Origin of the sequence: Rhizobium album (genome assembly GCF_003122325.1) — a bacterium.
In the GTDB taxonomy this organism is placed as follows: Bacteria; Pseudomonadota; Alphaproteobacteria; order Rhizobiales; family Rhizobiaceae; genus Metarhizobium; species Metarhizobium album.
Genome location: NZ_QFBC01000030.1, coordinates 1 through 22771 on the forward strand (window position 1 = coordinate 1; position 22771 = coordinate 22771).

General features: G+C 56.2%; 19 protein-coding genes and 3 pseudogenes. 10 read left to right on the forward strand and 12 right to left on the reverse strand.

Annotation, left to right across the window (positions count from 1 at the left end; translation table 11 throughout):
* Positions 1 to 100: 100 nt before the first annotated feature.
* The 4 genes from DEM27_RS32045 to tnpA are packed head-to-tail and all read right to left on the reverse strand — an operon-like array spanning position 101 to position 2698.
* Positions 101 to 292, reverse strand: a complete 192-nt coding sequence (locus DEM27_RS32045; protein ID WP_109462297.1) for a hypothetical protein — start codon at positions 290 to 292, stop codon at positions 101 to 103.
* Positions 247 to 1884, reverse strand: a complete 1638-nt coding sequence (gene tnpC, locus DEM27_RS32050; protein ID WP_109462298.1) for an IS66 family transposase — start codon at positions 1882 to 1884, stop codon at positions 247 to 249. Before tnpC ends, DEM27_RS32045 begins: the two co-directional genes overlap by 46 nt.
* Before the next feature lie 59 nt (positions 1885 to 1943).
* Positions 1944 to 2294, reverse strand: coding sequence for an IS66 family insertion sequence element accessory protein TnpB (gene tnpB / locus DEM27_RS32055; protein ID WP_064334793.1), 351 nt, complete (start codon positions 2292 to 2294; stop codon positions 1944 to 1946).
* The gene (tnpA, locus tag DEM27_RS35310; protein ID WP_109462299.1) at positions 2291 to 2698 is read right to left on the reverse strand and encodes an IS66-like element accessory protein TnpA; all 408 of its coding nucleotides are present in this window, start codon (positions 2696 to 2698) and stop codon (positions 2291 to 2293) included. The genes tnpB and tnpA overlap by 4 nt, the downstream gene beginning before the upstream one ends.
* A 59-nt stretch (positions 2699 to 2757) precedes the next feature.
* Here tnpA and DEM27_RS34850 point away from each other — a divergent pair.
* A pseudogene (locus tag DEM27_RS34850) lies at positions 2758 to 3200 on the forward strand (IS21 family transposase); the annotation flags it as partial.
* Between the two features lie 20 nt (positions 3201 to 3220).
* Here DEM27_RS34850 and DEM27_RS32075 read toward each other — a convergent pair.
* Positions 3221 to 3625 carry a VOC family protein gene (locus tag DEM27_RS32075; protein WP_205909008.1) on the reverse strand — a complete coding sequence of 135 codons (405 nt, stop codon included), beginning with the start codon at positions 3623 to 3625 and terminating at the stop codon, positions 3221 to 3223.
* A 382-nt stretch (positions 3626 to 4007) separates the two neighbouring features.
* Positions 4008 to 6641: an ATP-binding protein gene (locus DEM27_RS32080; RefSeq protein WP_109462300.1), complete on the reverse strand. Its 2634-nt coding sequence runs from the start codon at positions 6639 to 6641 to the stop codon at positions 4008 to 4010.
* 143 nt (positions 6642 to 6784) lie between these two features.
* Between DEM27_RS32080 and DEM27_RS32085 the strand changes: the two genes are divergently transcribed.
* From DEM27_RS32085 to DEM27_RS32095, 3 genes are all read left to right on the forward strand, one after another.
* On the forward strand, positions 6785 to 7966 hold the full coding sequence (locus tag DEM27_RS32085) for an EAL domain-containing response regulator (RefSeq protein WP_109462301.1): 1182 nt from the start codon (positions 6785 to 6787) through the stop codon (positions 7964 to 7966).
* Between the two features lie 47 nt (positions 7967 to 8013).
* Positions 8014 to 9213 (forward strand): pilus assembly protein TadG-related protein, encoded by a 1200-nt coding sequence (locus DEM27_RS32090; protein WP_165823716.1) that lies wholly within the window; start codon positions 8014 to 8016, stop codon positions 9211 to 9213.
* A 256-nt stretch (positions 9214 to 9469) separates the two neighbouring features.
* Positions 9470 to 10629, forward strand: a protein-coding gene (locus tag DEM27_RS32095; RefSeq protein ID WP_109462319.1) for an IS3 family transposase whose coding sequence is annotated in 2 segments (ribosomal slippage) — positions 9470 to 9734 and positions 9734 to 10629 — 1161 coding nt in all. Because the reading frame shifts where the segments join, the coding sequence is not laid out codon by codon here.
* A 386-nt stretch (positions 10630 to 11015) separates the two neighbouring features.
* Here the strand turns inward: DEM27_RS32095 and DEM27_RS32100 are convergent.
* Together DEM27_RS32100 and DEM27_RS32105 are read right to left on the reverse strand one after the other, a co-directional pair.
* A complete protein-coding gene (locus DEM27_RS32100; protein WP_109462303.1) occupies positions 11016 to 11279 on the reverse strand; it encodes a cold-shock protein in 264 nt (87 codons plus the stop codon).
* A 284-nt stretch (positions 11280 to 11563) separates the two neighbouring features.
* Positions 11564 to 12568 (reverse strand): NADP-dependent oxidoreductase, encoded by a 1005-nt coding sequence (locus tag DEM27_RS32105; RefSeq protein WP_109462320.1) that lies wholly within the window; start codon positions 12566 to 12568, stop codon positions 11564 to 11566.
* Positions 12569 to 12675: 107 nt separating this feature from the next.
* Between DEM27_RS32105 and DEM27_RS32110 the strand changes: the two genes are divergently transcribed.
* The 4 genes from DEM27_RS32110 (at position 12676) to DEM27_RS32125 (ending at position 15277) form a co-directional block, all read left to right on the forward strand.
* Positions 12676 to 13578, forward strand: a complete 903-nt coding sequence (locus tag DEM27_RS32110) for a LysR family transcriptional regulator (RefSeq protein WP_109462304.1) — start codon at positions 12676 to 12678, stop codon at positions 13576 to 13578.
* Positions 13579 to 13871: 293 nt separating this feature from the next.
* Positions 13872 to 14192 (forward strand): response regulator, encoded by a 321-nt coding sequence (locus DEM27_RS32115; protein ID WP_245446271.1) that lies wholly within the window; start codon positions 13872 to 13874, stop codon positions 14190 to 14192.
* Between the two features lie 306 nt (positions 14193 to 14498).
* Positions 14499 to 14774, forward strand: coding sequence for a hypothetical protein (locus DEM27_RS32120; protein WP_245446272.1), 276 nt, complete (start codon positions 14499 to 14501; stop codon positions 14772 to 14774).
* A gap of 119 nt (positions 14775 to 14893) precedes the next feature.
* Positions 14894 to 15277, forward strand: coding sequence for a hypothetical protein (locus tag DEM27_RS32125; protein ID WP_128755617.1), 384 nt, complete (start codon positions 14894 to 14896; stop codon positions 15275 to 15277).
* A gap of 46 nt (positions 15278 to 15323) precedes the next feature.
* On the opposite strand, the pseudogene DEM27_RS32130 reads toward DEM27_RS32125, so the two are convergent.
* Positions 15324 to 16289 (reverse strand): annotated as a pseudogene (locus DEM27_RS32130) (IS3 family transposase); the annotation flags it as partial.
* A gap of 64 nt (positions 16290 to 16353) precedes the next feature.
* On the opposite strand from DEM27_RS32130, the gene DEM27_RS32135 reads away from it, so the two are divergent.
* Positions 16354 to 17406, forward strand: coding sequence for an IS110 family RNA-guided transposase (locus tag DEM27_RS32135; protein WP_109462307.1), 1053 nt, complete (start codon positions 16354 to 16356; stop codon positions 17404 to 17406).
* Between the two features lie 237 nt (positions 17407 to 17643).
* Here the strand turns inward: DEM27_RS32135 and DEM27_RS32140 are convergent.
* From DEM27_RS32140 to DEM27_RS32150, 3 genes and pseudogenes are all read right to left on the reverse strand, one after another.
* Positions 17644 to 17907, reverse strand: a pseudogene (locus DEM27_RS32140) (transposase); the annotation flags it as partial.
* A gap of 788 nt (positions 17908 to 18695) precedes the next feature.
* A complete protein-coding gene (locus tag DEM27_RS32145; RefSeq protein ID WP_109462308.1) occupies positions 18696 to 19151 on the reverse strand; it encodes a response regulator in 456 nt (151 codons plus the stop codon).
* A gap of 12 nt (positions 19152 to 19163) precedes the next feature.
* Complete coding sequence (locus DEM27_RS32150) at positions 19164 to 20270, reverse strand: PAS domain-containing protein (RefSeq protein WP_109462309.1); 1107 nt, start codon at positions 20268 to 20270, stop codon at positions 19164 to 19166.
* A gap of 196 nt (positions 20271 to 20466) precedes the next feature.
* Between DEM27_RS32150 and DEM27_RS32155 the strand changes: the two genes are divergently transcribed.
* Positions 20467 to 22608, forward strand: a complete 2142-nt coding sequence (locus DEM27_RS32155; protein WP_109462310.1) for a histidine kinase dimerization/phosphoacceptor domain -containing protein — start codon at positions 20467 to 20469, stop codon at positions 22606 to 22608.
* The last annotated feature ends 163 nt before the right edge of the window (positions 22609 to 22771 follow it).

Genomic DNA, 22771 nt, shown 5'->3' on the forward strand with positions numbered 1-22771 from the left:
TCGCCGTCAAAACTTCAAACGTCCGGCCCTGATTCACCTTGTCGCTCATATGACTCTCCGCATGATTCATGCAGAAAATGAGCTTCCGCGAACAAACGCGCTACGTGGGATCGCCTACACGCTTACGGATCATCTCGCCGTAGTCGATGTTGTCTGAGTTGCTGGCAATTTCCTGGACGAGCTCGAGGTTCTCGCCGATCAGCGTGGCGACGTATTCGATCGTGTAGACATGGGTCGGTCGCGCCATCAGGCCGCCATCTGCCGTGCGCTGCCGGCGGCGGTCCAGTTCCACGGCAACAGTTCCGGCAGTCGTGACACGGGAAGGTTGGGCATGCGGGCGAGGACATCCGCCAACCAAGCCTGCGGATCGATATCGTTCATCTTTGCCGTGACGATCAGGGAATACATGAAGGCAGCGCGCTCGCCCCCACGCTGGGAACCGGCGAACAGCCATGCCTTTCTTCCCAGAGCGATCCCACGCAGAGCGCGCTCGCCCGCATTGTTCGAAAGGCAAAGCCTGCCGTCATCGAGGAACCGGGTGAAGGCTTCCCAGCGCCCCTCCTTCTCGAACATGTAGTTGATCGCCTTGGCGACGGGATTGTGCTTGGACATCTGGGTGCGCTGCGCCATCAGCCAGTCGTGCAGTTCCTCGACGAGCGGACGAGCATGTTGTTGGCGTGCTGCGAGCCGGTCCTCGACAGGTAATCCGTTTATGTCGTGCTCGATATCGAAGAGAGCGTCGATGCGGGCCACGGCCCCGAGTGCGACCGGCGATATCTCATGAGCGGGTTTGCCCTTGCGCACGTTGCCGGCGATGTCGGCCAGCTCGAAGAACTTGCGCCGCGCATGACTCCAGCAAAGCGCGCTGATTACCGGTGCAGGGCTGCGGTCCGCACGATAAAGATCGTTGTAGCCACCATAGGCATCGGCTTGCAGTGTGCCATGCCACCCAGCGAGATGCGTGTTGGGATGGATTTTCTCGCGATCGGGAGAGAAGTGGAAGAGCGCCGCGGGAGGGGCACCGCCGGCGAAGGGGCGGTCATCGCGCACATAAGTCCATATTCGTGCCTGCCGCGTTGCACCTTTGGCCAGCAGCGGCACGGTTGTGTCGTCGCCATGCAGCCGGCCGGCGGCGAGCACATGGGCGCGGATCAGATCATGAATCGGCTGTAGCACCGTCGCGCAGGCTCCGACCTGATCGGCCAGCGTGGAGAGGCTGAGATCGACGCCTTCCCTGGCGTAGCGCTCAGCCTGGCGGTTCAATGGCTGATGTTGGCCGAACTTCTCGAACAGGATCGTCGCCAGCAAGTTCGGTCCCGCCCATCCACGCGGGGTCGCATGGAAAGGTGCCGGTGGCTGGCTGATCTTCTCGCAGTCCCGGCAGGTGAACTTCTCGCGCACCGTCTGGATCACCTTCCACTGGCGCGGAATCGCCTCTAACGTCTCGGTGATGTCTTCGCCCATCTTCACGATCCGGGCCGAGCCGCAACAGGCGCAGTGCGCCGGAGCCTCGATGATCACGCGTTCGCGCGGCAAGTGCTCGGGAAACGGCTTACGGGCTGGCCGGCGGCGTTCGAAGGCGGAGACATTTGTGATCTTCGCTGCCACGCGTTCCGCGGCGATCTCGTCCTCGGTGGCGTCGGCCTCGAGTTCTTCGAGCTGCAATTCCATCTGGTCGATCAGCCGGGCGCGCCGTTCCGAACTCTGGCCGTACTGCTCGCGACGCAACTTGGCGATCTCGAGCTTGAGGTGCCGGATCATCGCCTCGGACGTCGTCACGACGGCGCGCACCTGAGCGAGATCGGCCTCGGCGGAGGCGGCACGCGCTTCCGATGCTGCAAGCGCGGCGCGTAATCTGGCTATCTCCGAAGCAGCATCATCCATGGCCGAAAGCTACCATGTCACATGCTGAAAGCCCAACAAAAACAGAGGAATGATAGCGATCAGCCTGCCGCCGCAGGCCGTTGCGTCCAGCGAGGATTGCGCCAATCGATCCCTTCCAGGAGATATCCCAACTGTGCCGCCGAGACCGGCACGGCGGAGCCATTCTCGCTGACCGGCCAGATGAACTTGCCCGCCTCAAGGCGCTTTATGTAGAGCGACATGCCGACGCCGTCATGCCACAGGACCTTGATCAGGTCACCCTTGCGACCTCGGAAGCAGAAGACTTCGCCGCCATGAGGATCGCGGCCAAGACCTTGTTGAACCTTCAGCGCCAGGCTGTTCATACCGCAACGCATATCCGTCACGCCGCCCGCGATCCACACCTTCACCCCGGCCGGAAAGGCGATCATGGCGCGTCCAGAACCGGCAGCAGGCGCGCGAGGATAGTCGGATCAAGCGAGGCCGGAATCGTCAGCCGTCGCCCGTTCGGCAGCCCGATCTCGATCGTCTTGTTGTCCTCAGATCGGAGAGGTGGGGCTACCTCGCAAGATGCCGCCGCTGGCGGCGAAATCGAAAGTGGCACGAAGCCCGTTGGAGCGGAACCGCTCAGAAGGCCACTGCGGTATTCCCGACGCCAGCGGGTCAACAATGACCGCGACAGTCCATATCGCCGTGCCGTCACTGAGCCCTGCCGAAAGCCTTGCAGGCTCTCCTCGACGATCCGGACTTTCTCTTCGTCCGACCAATCCCGCCGGCGACCAAGATCATCGGCGGACAAAACCTCAATCGGGGAAATGATTGTAGCGCATGACATAAGCCATGGACTTAACGCCAATCAGCAAGTCAGGGCAGACGGCCTTCGGCGGAGAGATACGAACGATTTACGACTGGCGGCATTACCTTGCCGTTATCCAGCGCAAGCCTGGTGTCTTGCGCAATGGTGCTTCATTACTGGAATTACCGCTAGCGTTTCGACAACGTGAGGACCAAATGCTTCGCCTCCCGGTAGTTATTGAGAGATGGCCGACATCCTCGCTTTGGTGTTTTAGCGCGACGAACAGGTCGTCGTTGGGGCTGTCGAATTGGCTCTGGATCAATGCGTCGCGACCAAAACGCATGTGCTGAGCCTGCCGCATCGTGCGATCGATCGGAAGAAGACTGACGGTCCTGACATCGACATGCCACAGGCACTAACCTTGCTGCGTGAACCGAAGGCAAACGTGGAGCGCTATGATGGCCTGCGTGTCCGGATCGTGGGAGCTAGTGATGCCTCAGCCGTTAGGGACGAACAAACTGTTGCCGGTCAGACGAAGTAGTCGCCAAACCTTGTGTGTTCTCAGGGAGCGCCATTGATCTCGACAACGTTAAAATCGGGGTCGCGCAGGTAAAGCTGGGGAAAGCCTGCCAGGCCCGACCTGAACACAAGCATATGCTTCGGGTCAGCTTCCGCAAGATCGGAGCTGAAGCCGAGGGATTTGAGCTTGCTCACGATGCCATCGAAGTCTTCCGTGTTAAACGCAAAATGCCAGTCATTTCGGTCGATGACGGCTTTGCGCCTGAAGGTGCCATCGGGATGGACCACGAGATGTACCTGAAGCCGTCCGCAGGCTAGCCAGGCTCCCGCGACAGGAAAATCCGGGCGCTTTATCTCGGTGAGGCCGAAGACATCGCGATAAAACGGCAGTGACTTGGCGAGGTCTTTCGTGATGATGGAAACGTGATGCAAGGCCAGTTCAGTCATGTCGGCTCCCCATCGATTGATGCGTCGAAAGATAACACATCTCCTGCGCTTCATACATGTCCGAGGATTGGGTCAGTCTCGGTGGCAATCAACAAACTAAGACCTCGCCTGACGTAATTTCCAATATATGGGCTGCCGAGCAGGCCGCGTTGCTAGGCATTGCCTGCCGCGTTTGAAACTTCGTCTAAGCAATAAAGAATTCACAACTTTTTCAGGTTCTTCTCCTCCTGCAGTTACCGCAGTCCCTTCTTCCCCAGTTCATCCGCCGATATGCCTGCGCCGAAGAGTTGCACGACCTTGCGAAAAGCCTTGCGTTTCATTCGCCCGTCTTATGCCCTTGAAAGTCCAAAAGACCAATCGTCAATAGGCACAGATTACGACGTCAGGCCGCACTTGATTTTGCTGCCCTTTGAAGTTGGGCCTCCATCATAACAACAGCGTCTGAAACCGCTTGCCCTAGCTCAAAAACAAGCAGGGGCGAGCAGAGCTGGCCGTTTTTCAACGCTGTTTCCAACGTCTCACATAGGATCATTGCCCGTTGCGCGCCGGCGCTAGAGCAATTCGACTTCATTGCGTGCACCAGAGAAGCCGCTTCCGTATCTGTGCTGTCGATTGCAGCTCGAACTTTCTCGAAGAAGGTCGGTGCCTGCTGAATAAATAGGGGAAAGACCTTTTTTCTGAGATCGGTGCCGGTCATCTCTAGAATTTCGTCGAACATTGCCAGAGAAGCAGGGGACAAGACAGGCTCCGAAGGGCTACCGGAGTGATCGTCATGTTTTTCAGAAATCCCGTTTTCGCTGGGAATACCTTCTAGAATGGCAAGAAGTTGCCGGATGTTGAACGGCTTGGCAATGTGGGCATCCATACCCTCCGAGCGCCATCTCTCACCTTCTCTCCCTCCGGTATGCCCTGTAAGGGCCACGATAAAACTGGCCGGGCGTTGCGTCGTTTTTTCATAGGCGCGGATCTCATTGGTCACTTGGAAGCCATCGATATCGGGCATCGAGCAGTCCATAAAAATGACGTCGTAATGGCAGCTTCGGGCTCGCTCCAACCCTTCCGTGCCGCTTGCGGCCAAGTCGCAGGTGATACCAAACGACTTCAGAGCTTCAAAAAGCACTTCTCTGTTCACCGCGACGTCGTCAACCGCCAAAACCCGCAGGCGGGAGAAGTCCGAGACAACATGTCCGCTGGAGACGTCCGTCGCCGCTGCCTTCAAAGACGCAATGTCATTTTGATTGATTGCTGAGCATAACCGGTCGAGATTTTGACGATGAAGAGGGAGCGCGAGCTCATGAACGACTTCCACATGCGAGGGTACAGTTGCACCTGTTCCGGCAAAACCCCTGAGTAGGATGACGGGGCAATCGCACGTTTCGAAAGTGTAGTCCTGGCCAGCTTTCAACAACAGAAAGTCCGGCCTGATCGTCGGATCGCCCGCGATTTCGAAACCTCGATCAATCAAGGCGCGTTCCGTCGCAGCCCGTGACAGCCGGTCTTCATCGACGATCCGGACGATACGGCGGTTTTCCAAGCCGACAACTCCGGCATCGTCAGCCCGTTCGCACGGCAGGCTCACGGTGAAGGTTGAACCGGAGCCCTGCTCGGAGCATACAGAAATCCGCCCTCCCATTAATCCGACAAGCTGCCTGGTAATCGATAATCCGAGGCCCGTACCTCCAAAACGCCTGGCAATCGAGGCATCGGCCTGCTGGAAGCGATCAAACACACGTGTTACCTGGTCAGGTGTCATTCCGATGCCCGTATCCGTGACGGATATTTCCAGCATGCCCTGAGGATCAGGGCCGTGAACGACGACGGAGACGCCACCGCGTTCCGTAAACTTCAGCGCGTTATTCACAAGATTGCTCAGAATCTGGGACATTCGCGTTGGATCTCCGTAGATCCGGCGCGGCACGGACCGTTCCACCACGACAGCAAGGGTGAGATTGACCTCCCTGGCGCGCTCCGCAAACAAGCACAGCACGTCTTCGATCACGTCATCTAAGGAATACGCGACTTGCTCTAAATCAATCTTGCCCGCTTCGACTTTCGAAAGATCCAGGATGTCATTGATGATGTGAAGAAGGTTCTTGCCAGATCGGGTGATAATTTCCGCAAAACGCAGGTGACGCGGCGCTAGCGGTGCAGCTGCAAGCATTTCAGCCATGACCAACATCCCATTCATGGGGGTGCGAATTTCATGGCTCATGGTTGCGAGAAAGTCCGACTTGGCGGCATTGGCAGCTTCAGCATCCTCCTTTGCAAGTCGCAGCTGAGCGGTCCGCTCTTCAACTGTTTGCTCAAGGGACTCTCTGTGGCGCGCAAGCAACTGGTCGCGCTCATCGATCCGTCCAAACATGTCATTGAACGCATCGATCAGAATCCCGACTTCATCGTCACGCTCCTTGACGATGCGGGTCGAAAGGTCGGGCTGATTTCCAATATCGTGGAATTGGTCGGCAAGTGAGGAAAGTGGCCGCATGACAGACGTGATCTGTCGCTTCGCGAACCAAGCCACGACAATGACCAGAAAGAGTGCGACGCACCCCGCGCTAAGGAGCGCCTTCAGATAGCGCCAGAGAAGTTCATCATTGGCGGCTTGCATGACGATCGTTCCAACGGTGATTCCAGACGCTTTAACCGTGGCTTCAACGCGTATCGAAGCTGACCAGAAATCCACCATCTCGCCGTCCGGGCCTATCAGGTGCGACCCTGAACCGATTTCCGCAAATGGATGGGCGTTCTGATCCAGCGCCGCGATATAGTTGACGTCGGGGAGATTTTTGACACCTCTCAGGACCTCTAATGCCGCGCGGGTGTCCGATTTGGCCACCGCGTCACTCGAAGCCGCTGCAAACGCATAAGCGGCGCTTTGATATCGGGCTGTTTCTAGTTTGATGGCCTGCCGGAAATCCTGGATCAGAAATAGCCCGACGCTAAGCGTGATGCCTGTTCCCACGCCGATAATCGCGATCCGCGCCACACGCTTGGAAATTGAATGCACAGGCGCCATACGATACTCCACTTGCAGAGGCCAATAGATTAGTCGGCCGGGACTTAAAATTTTGCCTGATCTGGCGGCTTCTCCAAAATTTAGCGCTTAAAGGTAAGACTTTGTTGGGGTGAAGGTGATCAACTCGCCTTGAGGAGACGCTAATGAAGCCCTGCCTGAAATGCCTCATTGTTGACGACGACGAGATATTCCGAACGGTTGCGGAGAGTGTTCTGAGCGCTCTTATCGACGGCGAAGTCGATTCGGCTGCCAGCGGTGATCAGGGTATCACGCTTATGATGGCCAGGTCATTTGATCTCGTTTTGCTGGACCTCAATATGCCCGATCTGGACGGGCTTGGATTTCTTCGCCTCGCTGCTGAGCACGGATTCAACGGTCAGATTGTGATTTCCAGCGGTGAGGCAGCGGCGACCCTACGATCTGCAGGATTGATGGGAGAGATGCTGGGTGTCCGTATTGCCGGCAGCCTCCGCAAACCATTGCAACTAAGCGAGGTAAAGGAACTGCTCGCTAAACTCGAGCGCCGCGAAGAGACCGCAACGATCAAGCCAGATGAAGTCTTCAGCCGCGACTTCTGTACCTTGCAGGCCTACTACCAGCCTCAGTTCAATGTGCGGACCGGCGCTATGGAAGGAGTTGAGGCCCTTATACGCTTGCGCGCGGAGAGTGGCCGCATCTACGGACCCAACCGTGTATTCGATGCAATCGCCTCAACCGATGAACTCGCCAGGGTCTCGCTCGAGATCATGGATATTGTCCTCGACGATATAAGCCGGTGGCAGAACCAGGGACACGATATTCAAACCTCCATCAATTTCGACTCATCGGTCCTGGAACTCCCCGGCATGGCCGGACAGATTACAGAGCGCGTTAAGAGCGCAGGGATCGCGTCTGAGAAGATTTGTCTTGAACTCACCGAGCGGTCACTTCCGACAGATCTGAGTTACCTTGTGGAGGCGCTGGCGCGTTTACGCATTGCTGGCTTCAAATTATCTCTCGACGATTACGGTACAGGGGCATCGAATTTCGAATTGCTGCGTCTGTGTCCATTCTCTGAATTGAAATTCGACCGGAAAATCATTGAGGCATGTCCGTCGGACGCCGTCGTCGTCAAGTTTCTTGAGAATTCCGCACAGATTGCCCGTGATCTAGGCCTGGCCACCGTTGCGGAGGGCGTTGAAACCGAAGCAGAATTGAATGCAGTGCGTAACGCACGGATCGACCTCGTCCAGGGATACCTGTTCTCTCGTCCTGTTCCCTCATCTAACATCCTAGAATTTGTAACTTCCCCTCCAATCCCCCATCAAGCCCAGGCAGCGCGTTGATGCCTTTTCATGCATTCCGAAGATTTTGGCAGTCGCGGGAAGGCCATATGGCCTTGATGTTCGGCATACTTGCACCGGTTCTTCTGGGCGTGGCAGGGGGTGCGGTGGATTTTGGGGCATTCGTCAATCACCGATTGGAATTGCAGGCGGCCGCAGATTCCGCGTCGCTTGCCGCCGCTAAGGAAGCCGGTTTGAGCGGTTGGACGGAGAATGCTGCTAGGGCAGTCGTCGAAAGCTATCTCGATATCAATTTGCGCGCGGGCGGGTCGGGCATCTATACCGCCGACGTCCAGGTGGATGCGACTGCCAAACAGGTTACGGTCGTTCTGGAGCAGGACCACCGGCCATATTTTGTGGTGGGTTATTTCCAGGGGAGTCCGCAAATCAGGGTCAGGTCGACCGCTCAGGCCAGCAATAGTTCGAACATTTGCGTAATTGGGCTTCATCCGTCAGACGAAGGCACAATTTCGATGAATACGAATGCGGTGCTATCTGCTCCCCGTTGCGCTGTTTATTCAAACGCTGAAAGCGAGAAAGGGCTGATTTCCGAAGGGAATGCGAACCTTATCGCGGACTTGGCGTGTACCGCGGGTGGCTTCGGTGGAGCCGCGCGAAATTTTAACAAGCTGCCCCTCACCGACTGTCCGTCAGTCAAAGATCCCTTGGAATCCCGCCCGGCGCCAGAGGTTTCCGCCTGTTCCCAGCATGATGCGGTGTATCAGTCGTTTGTTGGACAGCTAAATCCGGGCGTATATTGCGGTGGGCTCACGATCCGCGCCAGCTCAGAAGTAACCTTAAAACCTGGTGTTTACGTTATCAAGGATGGTCCGCTCATAATCGAATCCAGCTCACATGTAGAGGCGAAAGGCGTCGGATTTTACTTTACAGGCCCTGACGCTCGCTTCGAGTTCGCAAGCAGTTCCATCGTCAATGTTGAGGCACCAAAGACAGGGCCGATGGCTGGATTGATTGCATTTCAGGATCGAGATTCCGCTGAAGCGGATTTCGTCATCACCAGCAACAAGGCCAGGAAACTTCTGGGAACGATTTATCTTCCCATGGGCAACCTCATTGTGGATGCCAACAATAAAGTTGCCGATGCGTCCGCCTATACGGCCGTGGTTGTCAGGCGGCTCCATTTGTCAAAGGGGCCCAATCTTGTTCTCAATGCAGAGTATAATGCTACCTCGGTACCGGTTCCGGAAGGGGTAGGACCCCAGAGTGTAACCACCAGGCTCGTAAACTAATCAACTGCCCCGCCGCTTCGATCTGCCTTGACCAGCATCGACCGGCCATTTCCTTCTCCTCCAGCCCATTATCCGACCGAAAGCCTTGACTGTATATCGGTCGAAAGGCCAGACGACTACCGAACAAGAGCCTTCAACCGTGCCAGATCTGCGGGTCGCGAGAGCCTGTTGACGATAGTTCTCCCCTTGCTTGGTCTGCCCCCTGAAAAGTGATCCTTCATGAAGTATGGCTTATGAGCCTCAGAAGGACATTGAAATGGCAGCGAAAAGACACAAGGCTGAAGAGATCGTCACGAAGCTTCGTCAGGTTGACGTGCTGAATGCGCAGGGGAAATCGATGGCGGAAGCGATCCGGTCGATAGGCGTGACGGAAGTTACATACTACCGGTGGCGGTCCGAATACGGTGGCCTGAAGGGCGACCAGGTTAAGCGGCTGAAGGAACTGGAAGCGGAGAACGCCCGGCTCCGGCGGGCCGTTTCCGATCTCACGCTGGACAAGATGATTCTTGCGGAGGCCGCCAAGGGAAACTTCTGAGCCCCGCCCGTCGCCGCGCTTGCGTGGACCATGTCACCGATGAACTGAAGGTGTCCGAACGTCGGGCATGCCGGGTTCTCGGTCAACATCGCTCCACACAGCGCAAGACCGCCAAGACCCCAGATGATGAAATGGCGCTGACCGCTGACATCACGGCGCTTGCTCTCCAGTATGGCCGCTATGGTTATCGCCGCATAACGGCGATGCTGCATCGGGCAGGCTGGATCGTGAACGTCAAACGGGTCGAGCGTATCTGGCGGCGAGAGGGGCTGAAAGTGCCTCATAAGCAACTCAAGCGCGGGCGGCTGTGGTTGAACGACAGTTCGTGTATCCGGCTTCGACCGGAATACCCGAACCATGTCTGGTCCTATGACTTCGTCGAGGATCGGACGCACAATGGCAGGAAAATCCGCATGCTCAACGTGATCGATGAGTTCACGCGAGAATGTATTGCCATCAGGGTCGAGAGGAAGCTGAAGGCCATCGATGTCATCGACGTGCTTTCTGACCTATTCATCCTAAAGGGCATCCCAACGCATATTCGTTCTGACAACGGCCCGGAGTTTATCGCCAAAGCACTTCGGGAGTGGATCGCGGCAGTGGGTGCCAAGACCGCCTACATCATGCCGGGCAGCCCATGGGAAAACGGCTACTGCGAGAGCTTCAACTCGAAGCTTCGCGACGAACTGCTCAACGGCGAAATCTTCTACACGCTCAAAGAGGCGAAGATTATCATCGAAAACTGGAGACAGCATTACAACACGGTGCGGCCCCACTCATCGTTGGGCTACAAGCCACCGGCACCTGAAGCGGCCGTCTGGCCTCAACAGAATGGGCCAGCGTCAACGCCGGCTGTGGCCACAAGGCCGAGCATGCACTAACATTCCAAACGGATCACCCCATGGGGGCAGACCATCAGCACTGGTGCCATGCGTAAACCCTGTAATCGTCATATGTCGAAGCCTCGCTCGGCGACAACATCAACAATCACGCGCTGATCCGGAAGGTGGGGTAAAGACACCGCTTACCGAAATGCTGCGCCGTGCTATTGAGCTGTATGCCGCAGGCTCTAGGACCGACACGATCCTTGTTCATCGCCTCACCAACGCTCGCCCCCAAGCGCTGAACTAGCCCACTCGACAAGGTGTGCTCGACTCGTGGGTCCAACAAAAGCATAGCCGCATGCGCAGATGGTTCGATCCGCGTGAACGGGGGAAGAGTGCCTACTGGCCAACGTGGTATGCGGGTATGTTTTACTGGTAAGTAGTCAGGACTTTCGCAGGCCCCATTCCTCTTCAAATTCTTCAACGCTTTTCCGGCGTTCAGGATTAGCAGTCACCATAATCGAGTTGGCACGAGGCTTGGGGGTCTTTAAATCAGCGGTGAAGGAAACCTTCTGTCCGATCAGCAACGTATCCAGCTGGGCTGCTTTAAGTGTATTTTCGTGAACGAATACGTCCCCACCGCTGTCTGCTGTAATGAAACCGAAGCGCTTTTCGTGGCTATACCATTTGACGGTGCCAGTGTGCATATATGTCTCCAAGGGAATAAATCCCTTGTCGGATAGCGCAGGTGACTCGTCAAGTCAGTTTTGATGCTAATTACATAGCGAGAATTCCATCCCGAGAGTAATGCAGCTGCGGCGCGGAATGGGAAAAAAGACGCCCCCAACTCTGTTGAGAAACGTATCCTATTTGCAGCCCGGAAAGGCATGAGCGACGACAACATCCGCCCTGTTTAGCATTGCCCGATAATCATCTAAGCGCCGCAAGATTTTGCCCTTGAGACCGGTTGGTCAAATCACCGTTCGAATCATTACAGCTTGACCAGTTGCTTTCCGAAATTCTCACCCTTCAGCATCCTCACGAAAGCATGCGGCACGGACTCAATCCCTTCCGTTACATCTTCCCTTGTCTGAAGCAGTCCCTGTTTGTGCCAAGATAGGAGATCGGCAGTCGCAGTCTCGTATTCTTGTTCATGATCATCGAGCAGAAACCCCTCTATCCGCGCACGGGTGATGAGCGTCCTTCGCAGATGCCTGACACCGATATCGGGCTGGTCAAACCGGTTGGCCAAGGAGATAGTCCCGACCACCACCACCCTGCCAAACGTGTTGAGAGCAAGCATTGCCGCGTCGTGGATCGGTCCCGCCGTGTTGTCGATAAAAACATCGATGCCCTTTGGGCATGCGTTGGCTACATCGGCCGCAAGATCAGTTGAGCTTCTGTGATTGACACCGGTCCGATATCCAAGCTCTTTGCACCATTCCAGCTTCTCATCCGAGCCCACGACAGCCACCGGGTCGAAGCCTTTGATGCGCGCGATTTGTCCGGCAATTTGCCCCACCGCTCCAGAAGCGGCCGAGATCAACACTGTCTCCCCGACTTTAGGTATCGCGGTTTTTAGGAGGGCGAAGTACGCGGTGAGGCCGGGCATGCCAAGATAGCTTAGGGCGGACTGGATCGGAGCATCGTTGGTTTGCAGTAGCTTGGCCGACGTAGCCGGGATAGCGCTGAAAGGCTGCCAGCCAAAATGATCGCTCGTTACGAGGTCGCCTGCCTTGAAGTTTGCGGATTCAGATGTAACCACCTCGCCAATTCCACCCCCGCACATCACATCACCAATTCTAAAACCGGCAGCGTAGTTCTTTGCAGGGTTAATCCGGCCGCGCATATAGGGGTCCACAGAGAGCCACAGAGTCTTCACCACCAATTCGCCATTCGCAGCCATCGGAATTGGACGATCCTCCAGGCTCCAGTTCTCGGCAGATGGCATTGCTGAAGGGTAGCTGCGGAGTATCCAGCTAGGATTAATCGACATGTCCATCTCCTCCATTAAGGCGTTTACAGCAATGATGCATAGAACCGCCGCTCGTGTTAATCAGTGAAAGATAAGAGATACTATTTTGAAATTCGGAAAAATGGCGCATGGATATGATCGAGGCCATGAAGGTGGTCGTAGCTGTTGCCAAGAATAACAGTTTCTCCGCTGCGAGCCGGGAGGTTCGGCTTTCGGCTGCATCAGTCAGCCGCATCGTGGCAGACTTGGAGCTTGACCTCGGTGTCCGTCTTTTCAATCGAACCACGCGACGTATTAAACTAACAGACGCCGGAATGGAGTTCGTTCGGAAAAGCATCAGCCTTTTGGACGAGCTTGAAATGATGCGGAACGCGGTGCGCGAACGCCATGAGACTCCTCGCGGTCATCTCCACGTCTCCTGCGTAACAGCCTTCGGCAACGAGTGCTTGGCACCCGCGATCCCAGAGTTCGTCAAACGATTTCCGCAACTAAATGTCTCAATCGATCTTGGCAATCGGTTGGTCGATCTCATTGGAGAACACTTCGATGTAGCCATTAGGGTTGGCCCCTTGAACGACACATCCTTGATTGCGCAAAGGGTTTCCACGCAGAGGATCGTGTTTGTCGCTACGCCTCAGTTTTGCACGAGATATGGGTTCCCCAAAACCTTGGACGAGATCAGAGCCTGCCCATCCGTTACCCAGGTTAGCGGGGAATGGGGGCGCGTTCATAGTTTTTCGCATCAGGGAAATGTAATCGACTTTGAAGTGCCGCAGCACATTACCATGACCTCGGCGCGAGCGGTTAGAAACGCGTGCCTGATGGGAGCAGGGTATTCCCTATTAAACGATTTCATGGTCGCTCAGGACATAACGGATAATCGCCTTGTCCAGTTGCTGCCGGATTACGAGCCGGTTGAGCAGCCGATCTTTGCGTTTTATGCCCATAAACCTCACATTCCTCGCAAAATCAGGGTGTTTGTTGACTACTTGGCGGAGGTGTTTAGGGGCAAAGCTCCAGAGACCCCGTGACGCTTCTTCGAAGATCGATATTGCTCACCGTAGTCGGCGGCTTCCTATTTGTTTGCTGAACGCACACGCTTGTGTTCTTGAAAGCTCACCGTGAAGTCTGCCGTTTGGGAAGCCGCGCTCGTTAATTTGCATTTTATTAAATATGTTTCCAAACAGTCGCCGAAAGGGCAGACCTTTCAGGGTGTCGACGGAGTTGTTCTCGAAACAGCAAATGGAGGCCGTCTGCATGCCGAAGTCCGTGCTTCTTGTCGAGGACGAGGTCCTTATCCGAGCAGTTTTGGCAGACGCCTTGATTGATGAAGGATACGAGGTTAGTGGAGGCTGGAAATGTCCTGCAAGCAGTGGCAGTACTTGGCCGCAACCCACCCTTCGATTTCTTGATAACGGACGTCGATATGCCTGGCCATCTTACCGGCCTCGACCTTGCGGCCATGGTGGCTGATTTTGCTCCCTCGACAAAAACCATCGTTACCTCGGGACGGCGCATTGGTCGTGAGCCTCTGAACGACTGGCGTTTCCTTCCTAAGCCGTACGGCATTGATCGGATTTTAGAGATTTTAGATGGCGAAGCGTTTGAAGTTGGTGTTGCTGCCCAAGCAGTGAAGGCGTTGTGAAGGCGTTAGCTGTTTCAAGAGTGAAGCCTGACCAACATCTGGGGACGCGATATTTCTCAAATCAAGGCGGCACTCCATCTTGTTAGCGGCGTTTGGCTAACCATCTTCTGTCGCTCGTAAACAGTTGCCGAGGATTCAAATGAACGAGCTTACTCATCCCGAGGACGACGCCCGCATCGAAATTCGGCCGCCGGAAAGGTCCTCAGCTGGAAATGACCGTGTAGTTTGCCTTTGCTGTCGGCAAGTTCGCTCGAAAAACTGGATGGATGAAGACGGCTGTGGCATCTGCGAGGACTGCCTCGCCATGTGACCTATAACCTTGTCACCTCTGGAAAGAGCAAAGTGATTGTCATTGATGGCTATGCCTTCTCAATCGACATCTTCCGTCTTGAAACCGAAAAGACCTGGACGCTGGAAGTGGTCGACTACAGAAATACGAGTCACGTTTGGGAGGAGCAGTTTACCTCTGACGTGAAGGCTTTGGACGTAGCCACCAAAACTATCGAGACAGAGGGTGCACTTCCATTCATGCGGGGCAACAACGTCATACCATTCCGTCAAGCACAATCCGACGTCCCCTGACACGTAAGCGGCGTTCCGCTTGCACCTTGACTGCAATTCTCTATTCGGCGCGTAGTCGCGGCCACGACGGATGTCAGAGTTTCCATAGTGAACTTTGAAAGAATGAACGGTGGGCAGCAGTGAGCGAAAATCCATCAAAACGTTTGGTCGAACAGCGTGCTCGAAATAGAGTCATGGACTCGATGAGTTGGTTGGCGGAGGGCGCTCAGGCCGTTCGAAGAATGAGTTCGCGAGAGTTCTTCGAGATGTTTTATGATTGGGTGGATGACGAGAACCCTGTTTCGCCTTGGCCGAAAGGATCACCCGAGACAATGACTCCTCCGGAGGTGGACGCCGTTACCAAAGTGCTTTCAGTTGTTAACGCTGCAGTTGCAGATATTGGTGATGTCGGTGACGACGCGGTTATTGCTTCCGGTTGGCTGGAACGCATTTCGTCTGTGGCAAAAGCGGCCCTCGACTTGATGCTCACTCGCGGTGTTTTGATGAAGAGTTTGAAGAGCTAAAACCGAGCAACAGGACTTTTGAAGCGGCCTTACGCAACAACCTGAACTAAAGACAGAGGCCGTTGAGCACCGCCAGGGCCTGAAGCTTTTGTATATCTAGCAGCATAGTTCCAAGGCAGCAGTTCCTCAATCCGACTCTGTTTATGACCGGTGCGTAGCCATTCCGGCTGCGCAGCACCACATCACGTCGCGGGTTGATTGTCTGGGCGAACTCGGCAGGTGTCATCCAGCCGAGTCCAGAATGTGGTCGATGATCGTTGTAATCGCTGCGCTAAGATAAGAGCGCCGATCGAGCATGGGTCAGTGACGAGAAGAGCGTTTCATTCAAGAACTCGTCTCGCAGCCGCCCATTGAAGCTTTCGATGAAGGCGTTCTGGATCGGCTTGCCAGGCGCGATGTAGTGCCATTCCACCTTGGTCCGATCCGTCCATTGCAGGATCGCGTTGCTGGTGAACTCGCTGCCATTGTCGCTGACGATCATCTTCGGCTTGCCTCGTCCCTCGATGATCCGCTCCAGCTCACGGGCAACCCGCAGGCCGGAAAGGGACGTATCGGCGACGAGTGCCAGGCATTCCCTGGTGCAATCGTCGACGACTGTCAGCATCCGGAACCTGCGACCATCGGTGAGTTGATCCGACACGAAGTCCAGTGACCAGCGATCATTGGCGGCAAGCGGGATCAGCATCGGCGCGCGTGTGCCCATCGCTCGTTTCCGCGCGCCGCGCTTGCGCACCGTCAGCTTCTCTTCCCGATAGAGCCGGAAGAGCCGCTTGTGGTTCACAAGGTGACCCTCGCGCCGGAGCAGCGCATGAAGGCGTCGATAGCCAAAGCGGCGGCGTTCATGCGCCAGCGCCTTCATCCGCTCGCGAAGGTCATGGTCATCGCTGCGCCTGGTTTCGTAACGGATCATCATCCGGCAATAGCCAATGGCTTTACACGCCCGCCGTTCGCTCATCTGGTGGTGATCCATCAGATGCGCGACAGCTTTCCGCCTTGCTGCGGGCGTCACCACTAATGGGATGGTCCGCCTCGTCCTCCAGCCTCATCATGAGGCGGCCAAACCAAAGGAGGTTGCCATGCCACAACGCAATATGCCGCGCTCTGCGGCCGTCTACGGAATCGATATCGGCAAGAACATCTTCCACGTCGTAGGCTTGGGAAGCGACGGCACTGTCGTCCAGAAGGTTCGCTTTCGGCGCGACACGCTGCTGCAGTTCTTCGAACGCGCAACACCCGCGGTGGTGGGGATGGAATCCTGCGCTGGCTCTCAGTGGATTGCGAGGAAGATCCAGGCGCTCGGTCACAGGGTGCGCCTGATCCCGGCGCAATTCGTGAAGCCTTACGTGAAGTCCAACAAGAGCGACATCATCGACGCGGAGGCTATCGCGGAAGCAGCTACTCGGCCGACGATGCGGTTTGCGGCAATCAAGAGCGAGGAGCAGGCCGACCTGCAGGCGCTGCATCGAGTGCGCGACCAGATGATCGGCACGCGAACGCGCCTGATCAACCAAATGCGAGCCTTTTGCCTCGAATATGGGATCGCGCTCCGGCAGGGAGCCGGGCTGTTCAAGCTCGACCTTCCGCAGACGCTGGAAGATTTGTCGAACGGCTTGTCTGGGGCGATGAGAAAGCTTCTCACCGATCTATTCAATGATCTGCGCCAGTTGGAGCAACGCATCGCCGACGTCACACGCGAGATCGAGGCGATCGCCAATAGGGAGGATGTCGCTCGACGGCTCATGACGATCCCCGGAATCGGAGCGCTGGGTGCGACGGCACTCCTCGCAGCCGTTGGCAACGGCAGGCAATTCCAAAAGGCCCGCGATCTCGCTGCATGGCTTGGCCTCGTGCCGCGGGAATACTCCACCGGCGGAAAGCAGAAGCTTCTCGGCATCAGCAAGCGAGGGAACCGCTATGTTCGCAAACTTCTCGTACATGGGGCACGATCCTGCTTTCGGCACCTCGACCGAACACGAGATCGATTGGGGAACTGGCTGGATGGCCTTCAAGCCCGAATGCACCCGAACAAAGCTGTTGTCGCACTTGCCGCCAAAATGGCCCGGATCGTCTGGGTCGTCCTGACCAAGCCGGGAGCACTCTACGAGCGCAGAGATCCTGCATTCGCCTGATGCTGCTGGTTCGATTGCAAGGCTCGGGAATAGTGATGACGAAACAGTGGATCAACATGCCGTAAGCCCTGTGCAAAAAAGCGGGCTCGTGCCCGAACCATTTATTGGGAACGGCGTGTGCGGATCTCATCATGGCCTGGCTGCAACCGCAGCCCACTCGCGAGAGGCCGGATACATTTATGCAACTGGAATCGTCGTTTACGATGTCGCGTACCCTTGCACGGACGAGGCGGACCATACATTTTTTGATGCGACGTCCTTCAAAATGGCGTTGTCCAGTATCGCCTCCGCCAAAAGCTTCTTCAGCTTGGCGTTCTCATCTTCCAAGGCCTTCAGCTTCCGAGCGTCGGAGACATCCATGCCGCCATACTTCGCCTTGTATTTGTGGAAGGTTGCCTCGGATATTCCGTGCTTGCGGCAGACATCGGCCGTCCTCTGGCCGCTCTCCTGCTCCTTCAGCATCCCGATGTTCTGCTCGTCCGTAAACCGTGCACGCTTCATTCCGTCCGTCTCCTGATCGTGACGGACTCTACCAAAATTTGGAGGAAGTTCTGGGGCTTAGGTCACTGGCTGTGGTCGAGCATATCGTGGGCTCCAAAACAAAAAACCCCGGCGCGAGCCAGGGCTTGTTCAAAACGGTGTGTGAGACTATATTGCTGGAGCAAGGGACAGGACCGAAATCCTGCCCCCCGCTCTTACTTTACGAATTGAACCCGCACACTAGCCTGCCAGCTCGTGCGGGTTTTTCGTATTGTGAGAGTGATGCTAATGGGTATAAACCACATAGCTTCAACTCCAGTTCGTCAGCGAGGCCTTCGCCTGGTCGAGGTGGCCTATCCTCCCCGATGCACCTGGCAGGGTGCGTCTGCTTCCGCTGCGAATCCAGTTCAGGTTTCTCTATCATTCTTTGACACGCAGTCAAAAATCTCGCTTCTACATTCGGAAAATGCGGCTTATGGCGGACGTTGACCTCGACCTTAGTCCGGAGTTGCAGAGAGCGATCAACGCTGTCCCATACCGATTTGTTTCGAATACCGTGGCCACAGCCGTCGTATCTACCAATCGCTCGACGGCGATTGCAGGTCGCGACATCCCGCGACGCCGCCAATGTGTCCTGTTCTTCTGCTGCGATCGGAATCGAAACGGGCAATACTTTTTGCCCCTAACACGTCTCACCGTTTATTCGCTGACAAGGACGTGCCCTGCATGACTCATGCTTTTAAGGATGCAGCGATAGAAGCGCGGCTAATGCGCTTGTAATCAAGCTGAACTTGGAACGTGGTTTCCGATCACCCTACCAGCCTGCTTTTCTGATGCTGTGATTGGTCGTGGCCGGTATGGACAGGCCGGCCGGATGCCACCAGGCTCGGGGGCATCGACTTCGGCGGTGAGCCTGCCAACAGGGCATCAACGTAGGAAAGTGCGTTTTGAAGACCGTTAACGGTATAAGGCTTCTCGATGGCACCAAGCGCCCCAGCGAAATCTTCGGGAATTCGTTTGAGGTTGCCCGAAACGAAAATGTACGGAATTCCTACGGACGCCAGATGTCGTCCGATTTCGATGCCGGTGGGCCCGTCGCGCAGCTGAATGTCCACAAACGCGAACTCGGGGTCCTCACGTTCGATAAGTGCCATCGCTTCGGCGAAGTCTGTTGCCACTCCGATAACGCGATGACCGCTCTCTTCGACCTCGCTCTCGAGTTCCATCGCAAGCAGCATCTCGTCCTCGACAATCAACGTTCTCAAGTCGGTCCCTTTCTAGTCTTCAACCAGGAGCGTTACACGCACGTCCGTACGGTGGCCTTCAACCTGGCGATCAATTTTGGCCCGTAGCTGGCGAAGCGATGCCTCAAGCATCGCCTGACTGACGGCGCTCTGTTCCTTGTCAGCCTCGACCGGCGTGACGGTATCCTCGACGCGGATGAGAAAATGCCCATTTAGTCGGCGGATTTCGAGATGGATTTTGCCGCCTCCGTCGCTCAGGCCACGCCTTACCGCGTCACCGAGAAGTTCGTTTACGATGAGTGCGAGCGGAGAAGCCTTGGAGGCGGAAACAATGACTGGATGCAAGTCGGTAGTAAGCACGATATCAGGACGCTTCAGCGATCCGACAATATCCGTCACGAGGTCTCGGCAAAAATCAGCGACGTCGAAATGGCCCAGCCTCTCATCGTTGAGGAGTTTGCGCTGGACTGTGCTGAGTGCCTCGACGCGATCAAGCACCGACTTCAGGGTCATTTCCACGGTCGAGTCTGTCGTCATCCGCATTTGCAACTTGATAATGGAGGCGATCATCAGGAGGTTGTTCTTGACCCTGTGATCCACTTCATGGACCAGGTCTGTTTTGACGCTCAGGGCCTCGCTTAGTTGCGCCGTCCGGCGCGCGACTTCGTCTTCGGCAATATGGCGGGCTTTAGCCAGTTCGGCTTCCTTGCTCTTGATATTGGTAAAATCGAGCTGTGACGCAAAGAAGTAGATCACCGTGCCGTGACGATCACGGACCGGGCTTACGAACAGAGCATTCCAGAACGTGCTACCATCCTTTCGATAGTTCAGGATGTCGACTGCGACGTCACGCTCGTTTCGGACCGCGTCCCTGATCTTTGAAACGGCCTCTCCGTCAGTTTCGGGTCCCTGAAGAAGGCGACAATTCTGGCCCACCAGCTCCGCCTGACTGTAACCAGAGAGGTCCGAGAAGGCTCGGTTGGAAAATATTATCGGGTTGTCGGCCTGCCTCGGGTCTGTAATCAACATCGGCATGCGGGTTGCCTTGAAAGCGGCTGCAAAAGGATCTTCGGAAACATGCGACGCCACAAGGCGGTCGCCGGCGTCACGCGCGTCTTTCCGATGATCTTCTTGGTTCATTTCACGCTCATCCGTCCAGTCCGGCTAGACTGACGCCTCGAAATTGTTACGGTCCACGGAAGAATCTATTCGCGACCTTTCAGTTTTCAAGGCACGCTCCATTTACGGTAAGCGATCCTCGCAACGTTACGAAATCCACTTGTCGCACAGTTGTTCCGCGCTACATGCGAGCTGTCTGAGATCGGAACAGGATGTTATGAATTCGATTACAAGTGCCTCGTCCGACATCACCTCCTGTGAACTCGAGCCCATCCATATTCCCGGGTCCATTCAACCGCACGGCGTGATGCTGGTGGCGGATGCGAGCTCGCTCGAAATCATCGGGGAAGCGGGGGACGTCGCCGATATCCTCGGCGCTTCCAAAATCGGTCTTACCCTATGGGACGTGGTCGGACCTGCCCTCGTTGAGCATATCGGCGATGCAACGACCGGAAAGATCGCGGTACTAGGTCGGGTTCAGGCCTCGCGCGGCACATTGGATGTCGTTGCGTACCGATCAGGTGAATACCTGGTTGTCGAATTCGACGAGACAGAAGCCGAGGCGATCGCGACAATCCCTTTCCTCGTCACCCTCGACGCCGCCAGTTCACGTTTCGAACGGTCGAGCAGCGTCAGGGAGCTTTGTCGTGAGGCGGCCGCGATTTTTCGTCAATTGACCGGGTATGACCGGGTCATGGTCTACCAGTTCCTCGATGATGACGCAGGGGTCGTGGTGGGCGAGAGCACGGCCGCGGGAACCTCGACGTTCATGAACCACCACTTTCCCGCTTCGGATATTCCCAAACAGGCGCGCTCCCTTTACTTGCGCAACAAATCCCGCGTGATCCCCGACGTGGACTACCTTGCCAGGCCGATCCGCTCCGACTTCGACCTGCGAGGTCTCGATCTGAGCGACTCCATTCTTCGAAGCGTTTCCCCGATCCATATCCAGTACCTCAAGAACATGGGCGTGGGGGCGTCTGCATCGTTCTCGATCATCAAAGACGGTTTGCTGTGGGGATTGATCGCCTGTCACCATGCAACTCCGAGAGCTATCCCCCTGGCGACCCGCATGGGATGTCAGGCCCTCACCAACGCCTTGTCACGGCAGATCAGGTCGAAGGAAGAAGGCGAGCTTTATCGTGAGCGAATCCGCCTTCGCTCACAGGAAGACACGGTGCTGTCCAAGCTTGGCAACGACAGCTCGCTTGAAGAGTTCTTCGAAAATTCGGGTCCTGAACTTGCTCGACTGCTTGCGGCTGACGGTTTCGCGGCGGCACAGGGAAAGGACCTGTTCGTCTACGGAAAGGTTCCCGACAAGATCGATGTCCGCAACATCGCCCAGCATGTGAGGCTTCCAGCCGCGCGCCAGCCGTTCTTAACGACGAGTCTTTCCCGCCAGTGGCCGGTGGCGTCGTCTTTTCGCGAACAGGCAAGCGGGTTGCTCGCCGTAACGATGTCCACCGAAGTCCCGACCATTCTGATGTGGTTCCGCGCCGAACAAATCGAGGTTCTGAAGTGGGCGGGAGACCCTCACAAGGATATCCCGTTGGAGCCTGGAGCGACACTGCAACCACGCGCATCCTTCGCGGCCTGGAGCGAAAGCGTTAGAGGAACAGCCCCGCCGTGGAGCCATGCCGAGGCGGAGGCTGCGACGCGGATCGTTCGCTTGATGCTTGAACAGCGCAATACTCACCGGATGCGCGAATTAAACAGTGAGTTGTCCATCAGCCTCAGAGAGAACGAGAGCCTGTTGAGGCAGAAGGATTACCTCCTCAAGGAGGTAAATCACCGTGTCCAGAACTCCCTGCAGCTGGTTTCGGCGTTTCTTCGACTACAGGCCAAGGACGCCAAGTCGCCGGAGGCGAAGGACAGCCTTGATGAAGCGCAGAAGCGGCTCAACGCTGTCGCCCTTGTACACCGGCGTCTCTACCAGGACGACAGTGTTGAGATCGTCGACCTGTCCCACTATATCGAGACATTGGTCTCCGACATGTTGTCAGGCATGGACGGGACATGGCGCAGGGAGCTGACGCTGGACTTAGCCCCTGTGTTGATCGCGACGGACAAAGCCGTCAATGTCGGTCTCGTTTTAACGGAACTGGTCATCAACGCCCAGAAGTATGCCTACGATGGAAACCCGGGACCGCTTGTCGTGAAGCTCGAGCAACATCGGGGCACGTTCCGTCTCATCGTCGCGGACCGTGGAGAGGGGAAGGCAAACTCCGGAGCCGCGGGCTTTGGATCGAGGATGCTGCGCGCGATCGTGGAGAGGCTCCAGGGCAATCTGGACGAAGAGAACAACTTGCCGGGGCTGAGGGTGGTGTTGACCGCGCCAATCCAGCCGGCGCAGCACTAAAGGACAATGCTATTCACGAAACCGGATTTCGCCAGTTTGAAACATGGCAAGGGGGACATGCACACGCGTGCGAACCCACGCATTGCACACGAATAAGGCGTCTGCTCAGCGATATGCGCGTTGCCAACGCGTCCTTCGATTAGCTTTCAGCCGACAAGTTTAA

Bases quoted from the DNA above. Each gene is read 5' to 3' on its own strand.
- DEM27_RS32110 (WP_109462304.1), top strand. From the start codon at position 12,676: ATGGATATGATCGAGGCCATGAAGGTGGTCGTAGCTGTTGCCAAGAAT.
- tnpA (WP_109462299.1), bottom strand. From the start codon at position 2,698: ATGTCATGCGCTACAATCATTTCCCCGATTGAGGTTTTGTCCGCCGAT.
- DEM27_RS32085 (WP_109462301.1), top strand. From the start codon at position 6,785: ATGAAGCCCTGCCTGAAATGCCTCATTGTTGACGACGACGAGATATTC.
- tnpB (WP_064334793.1), bottom strand. From the start codon at position 2,294: ATGATCGCCTTTCCGGCCGGGGTGAAGGTGTGGATCGCGGGCGGCGTG.
- DEM27_RS32150 (WP_109462309.1), bottom strand. From the start codon at position 20,270: ATGAACCAAGAAGATCATCGGAAAGACGCGCGTGACGCCGGCGACCGC.
- DEM27_RS32135 (WP_109462307.1), top strand. From the start codon at position 16,354: ATGCCACAACGCAATATGCCGCGCTCTGCGGCCGTCTACGGAATCGAT.
- DEM27_RS32075 (WP_205909008.1), bottom strand. From the start codon at position 3,625: ATGACTGAACTGGCCTTGCATCACGTTTCCATCATCACGAAAGACCTC.
- DEM27_RS32155 (WP_109462310.1), top strand. From the start codon at position 20,467: ATGAATTCGATTACAAGTGCCTCGTCCGACATCACCTCCTGTGAACTC.
- DEM27_RS32100 (WP_109462303.1), bottom strand. From the start codon at position 11,279: ATGCACACTGGCACCGTCAAATGGTATAGCCACGAAAAGCGCTTCGGT.
- DEM27_RS32080 (WP_109462300.1), bottom strand. From the start codon at position 6,641: ATGGCGCCTGTGCATTCAATTTCCAAGCGTGTGGCGCGGATCGCGATT.
- DEM27_RS32090 (WP_165823716.1), top strand. From the start codon at position 8,014: ATGGCCTTGATGTTCGGCATACTTGCACCGGTTCTTCTGGGCGTGGCA.
- DEM27_RS32105 (WP_109462320.1), bottom strand. From the start codon at position 12,568: ATGTCGATTAATCCTAGCTGGATACTCCGCAGCTACCCTTCAGCAATG.
- tnpC (WP_109462298.1), bottom strand. From the start codon at position 1,884: ATGGATGATGCTGCTTCGGAGATAGCCAGATTACGCGCCGCGCTTGCA.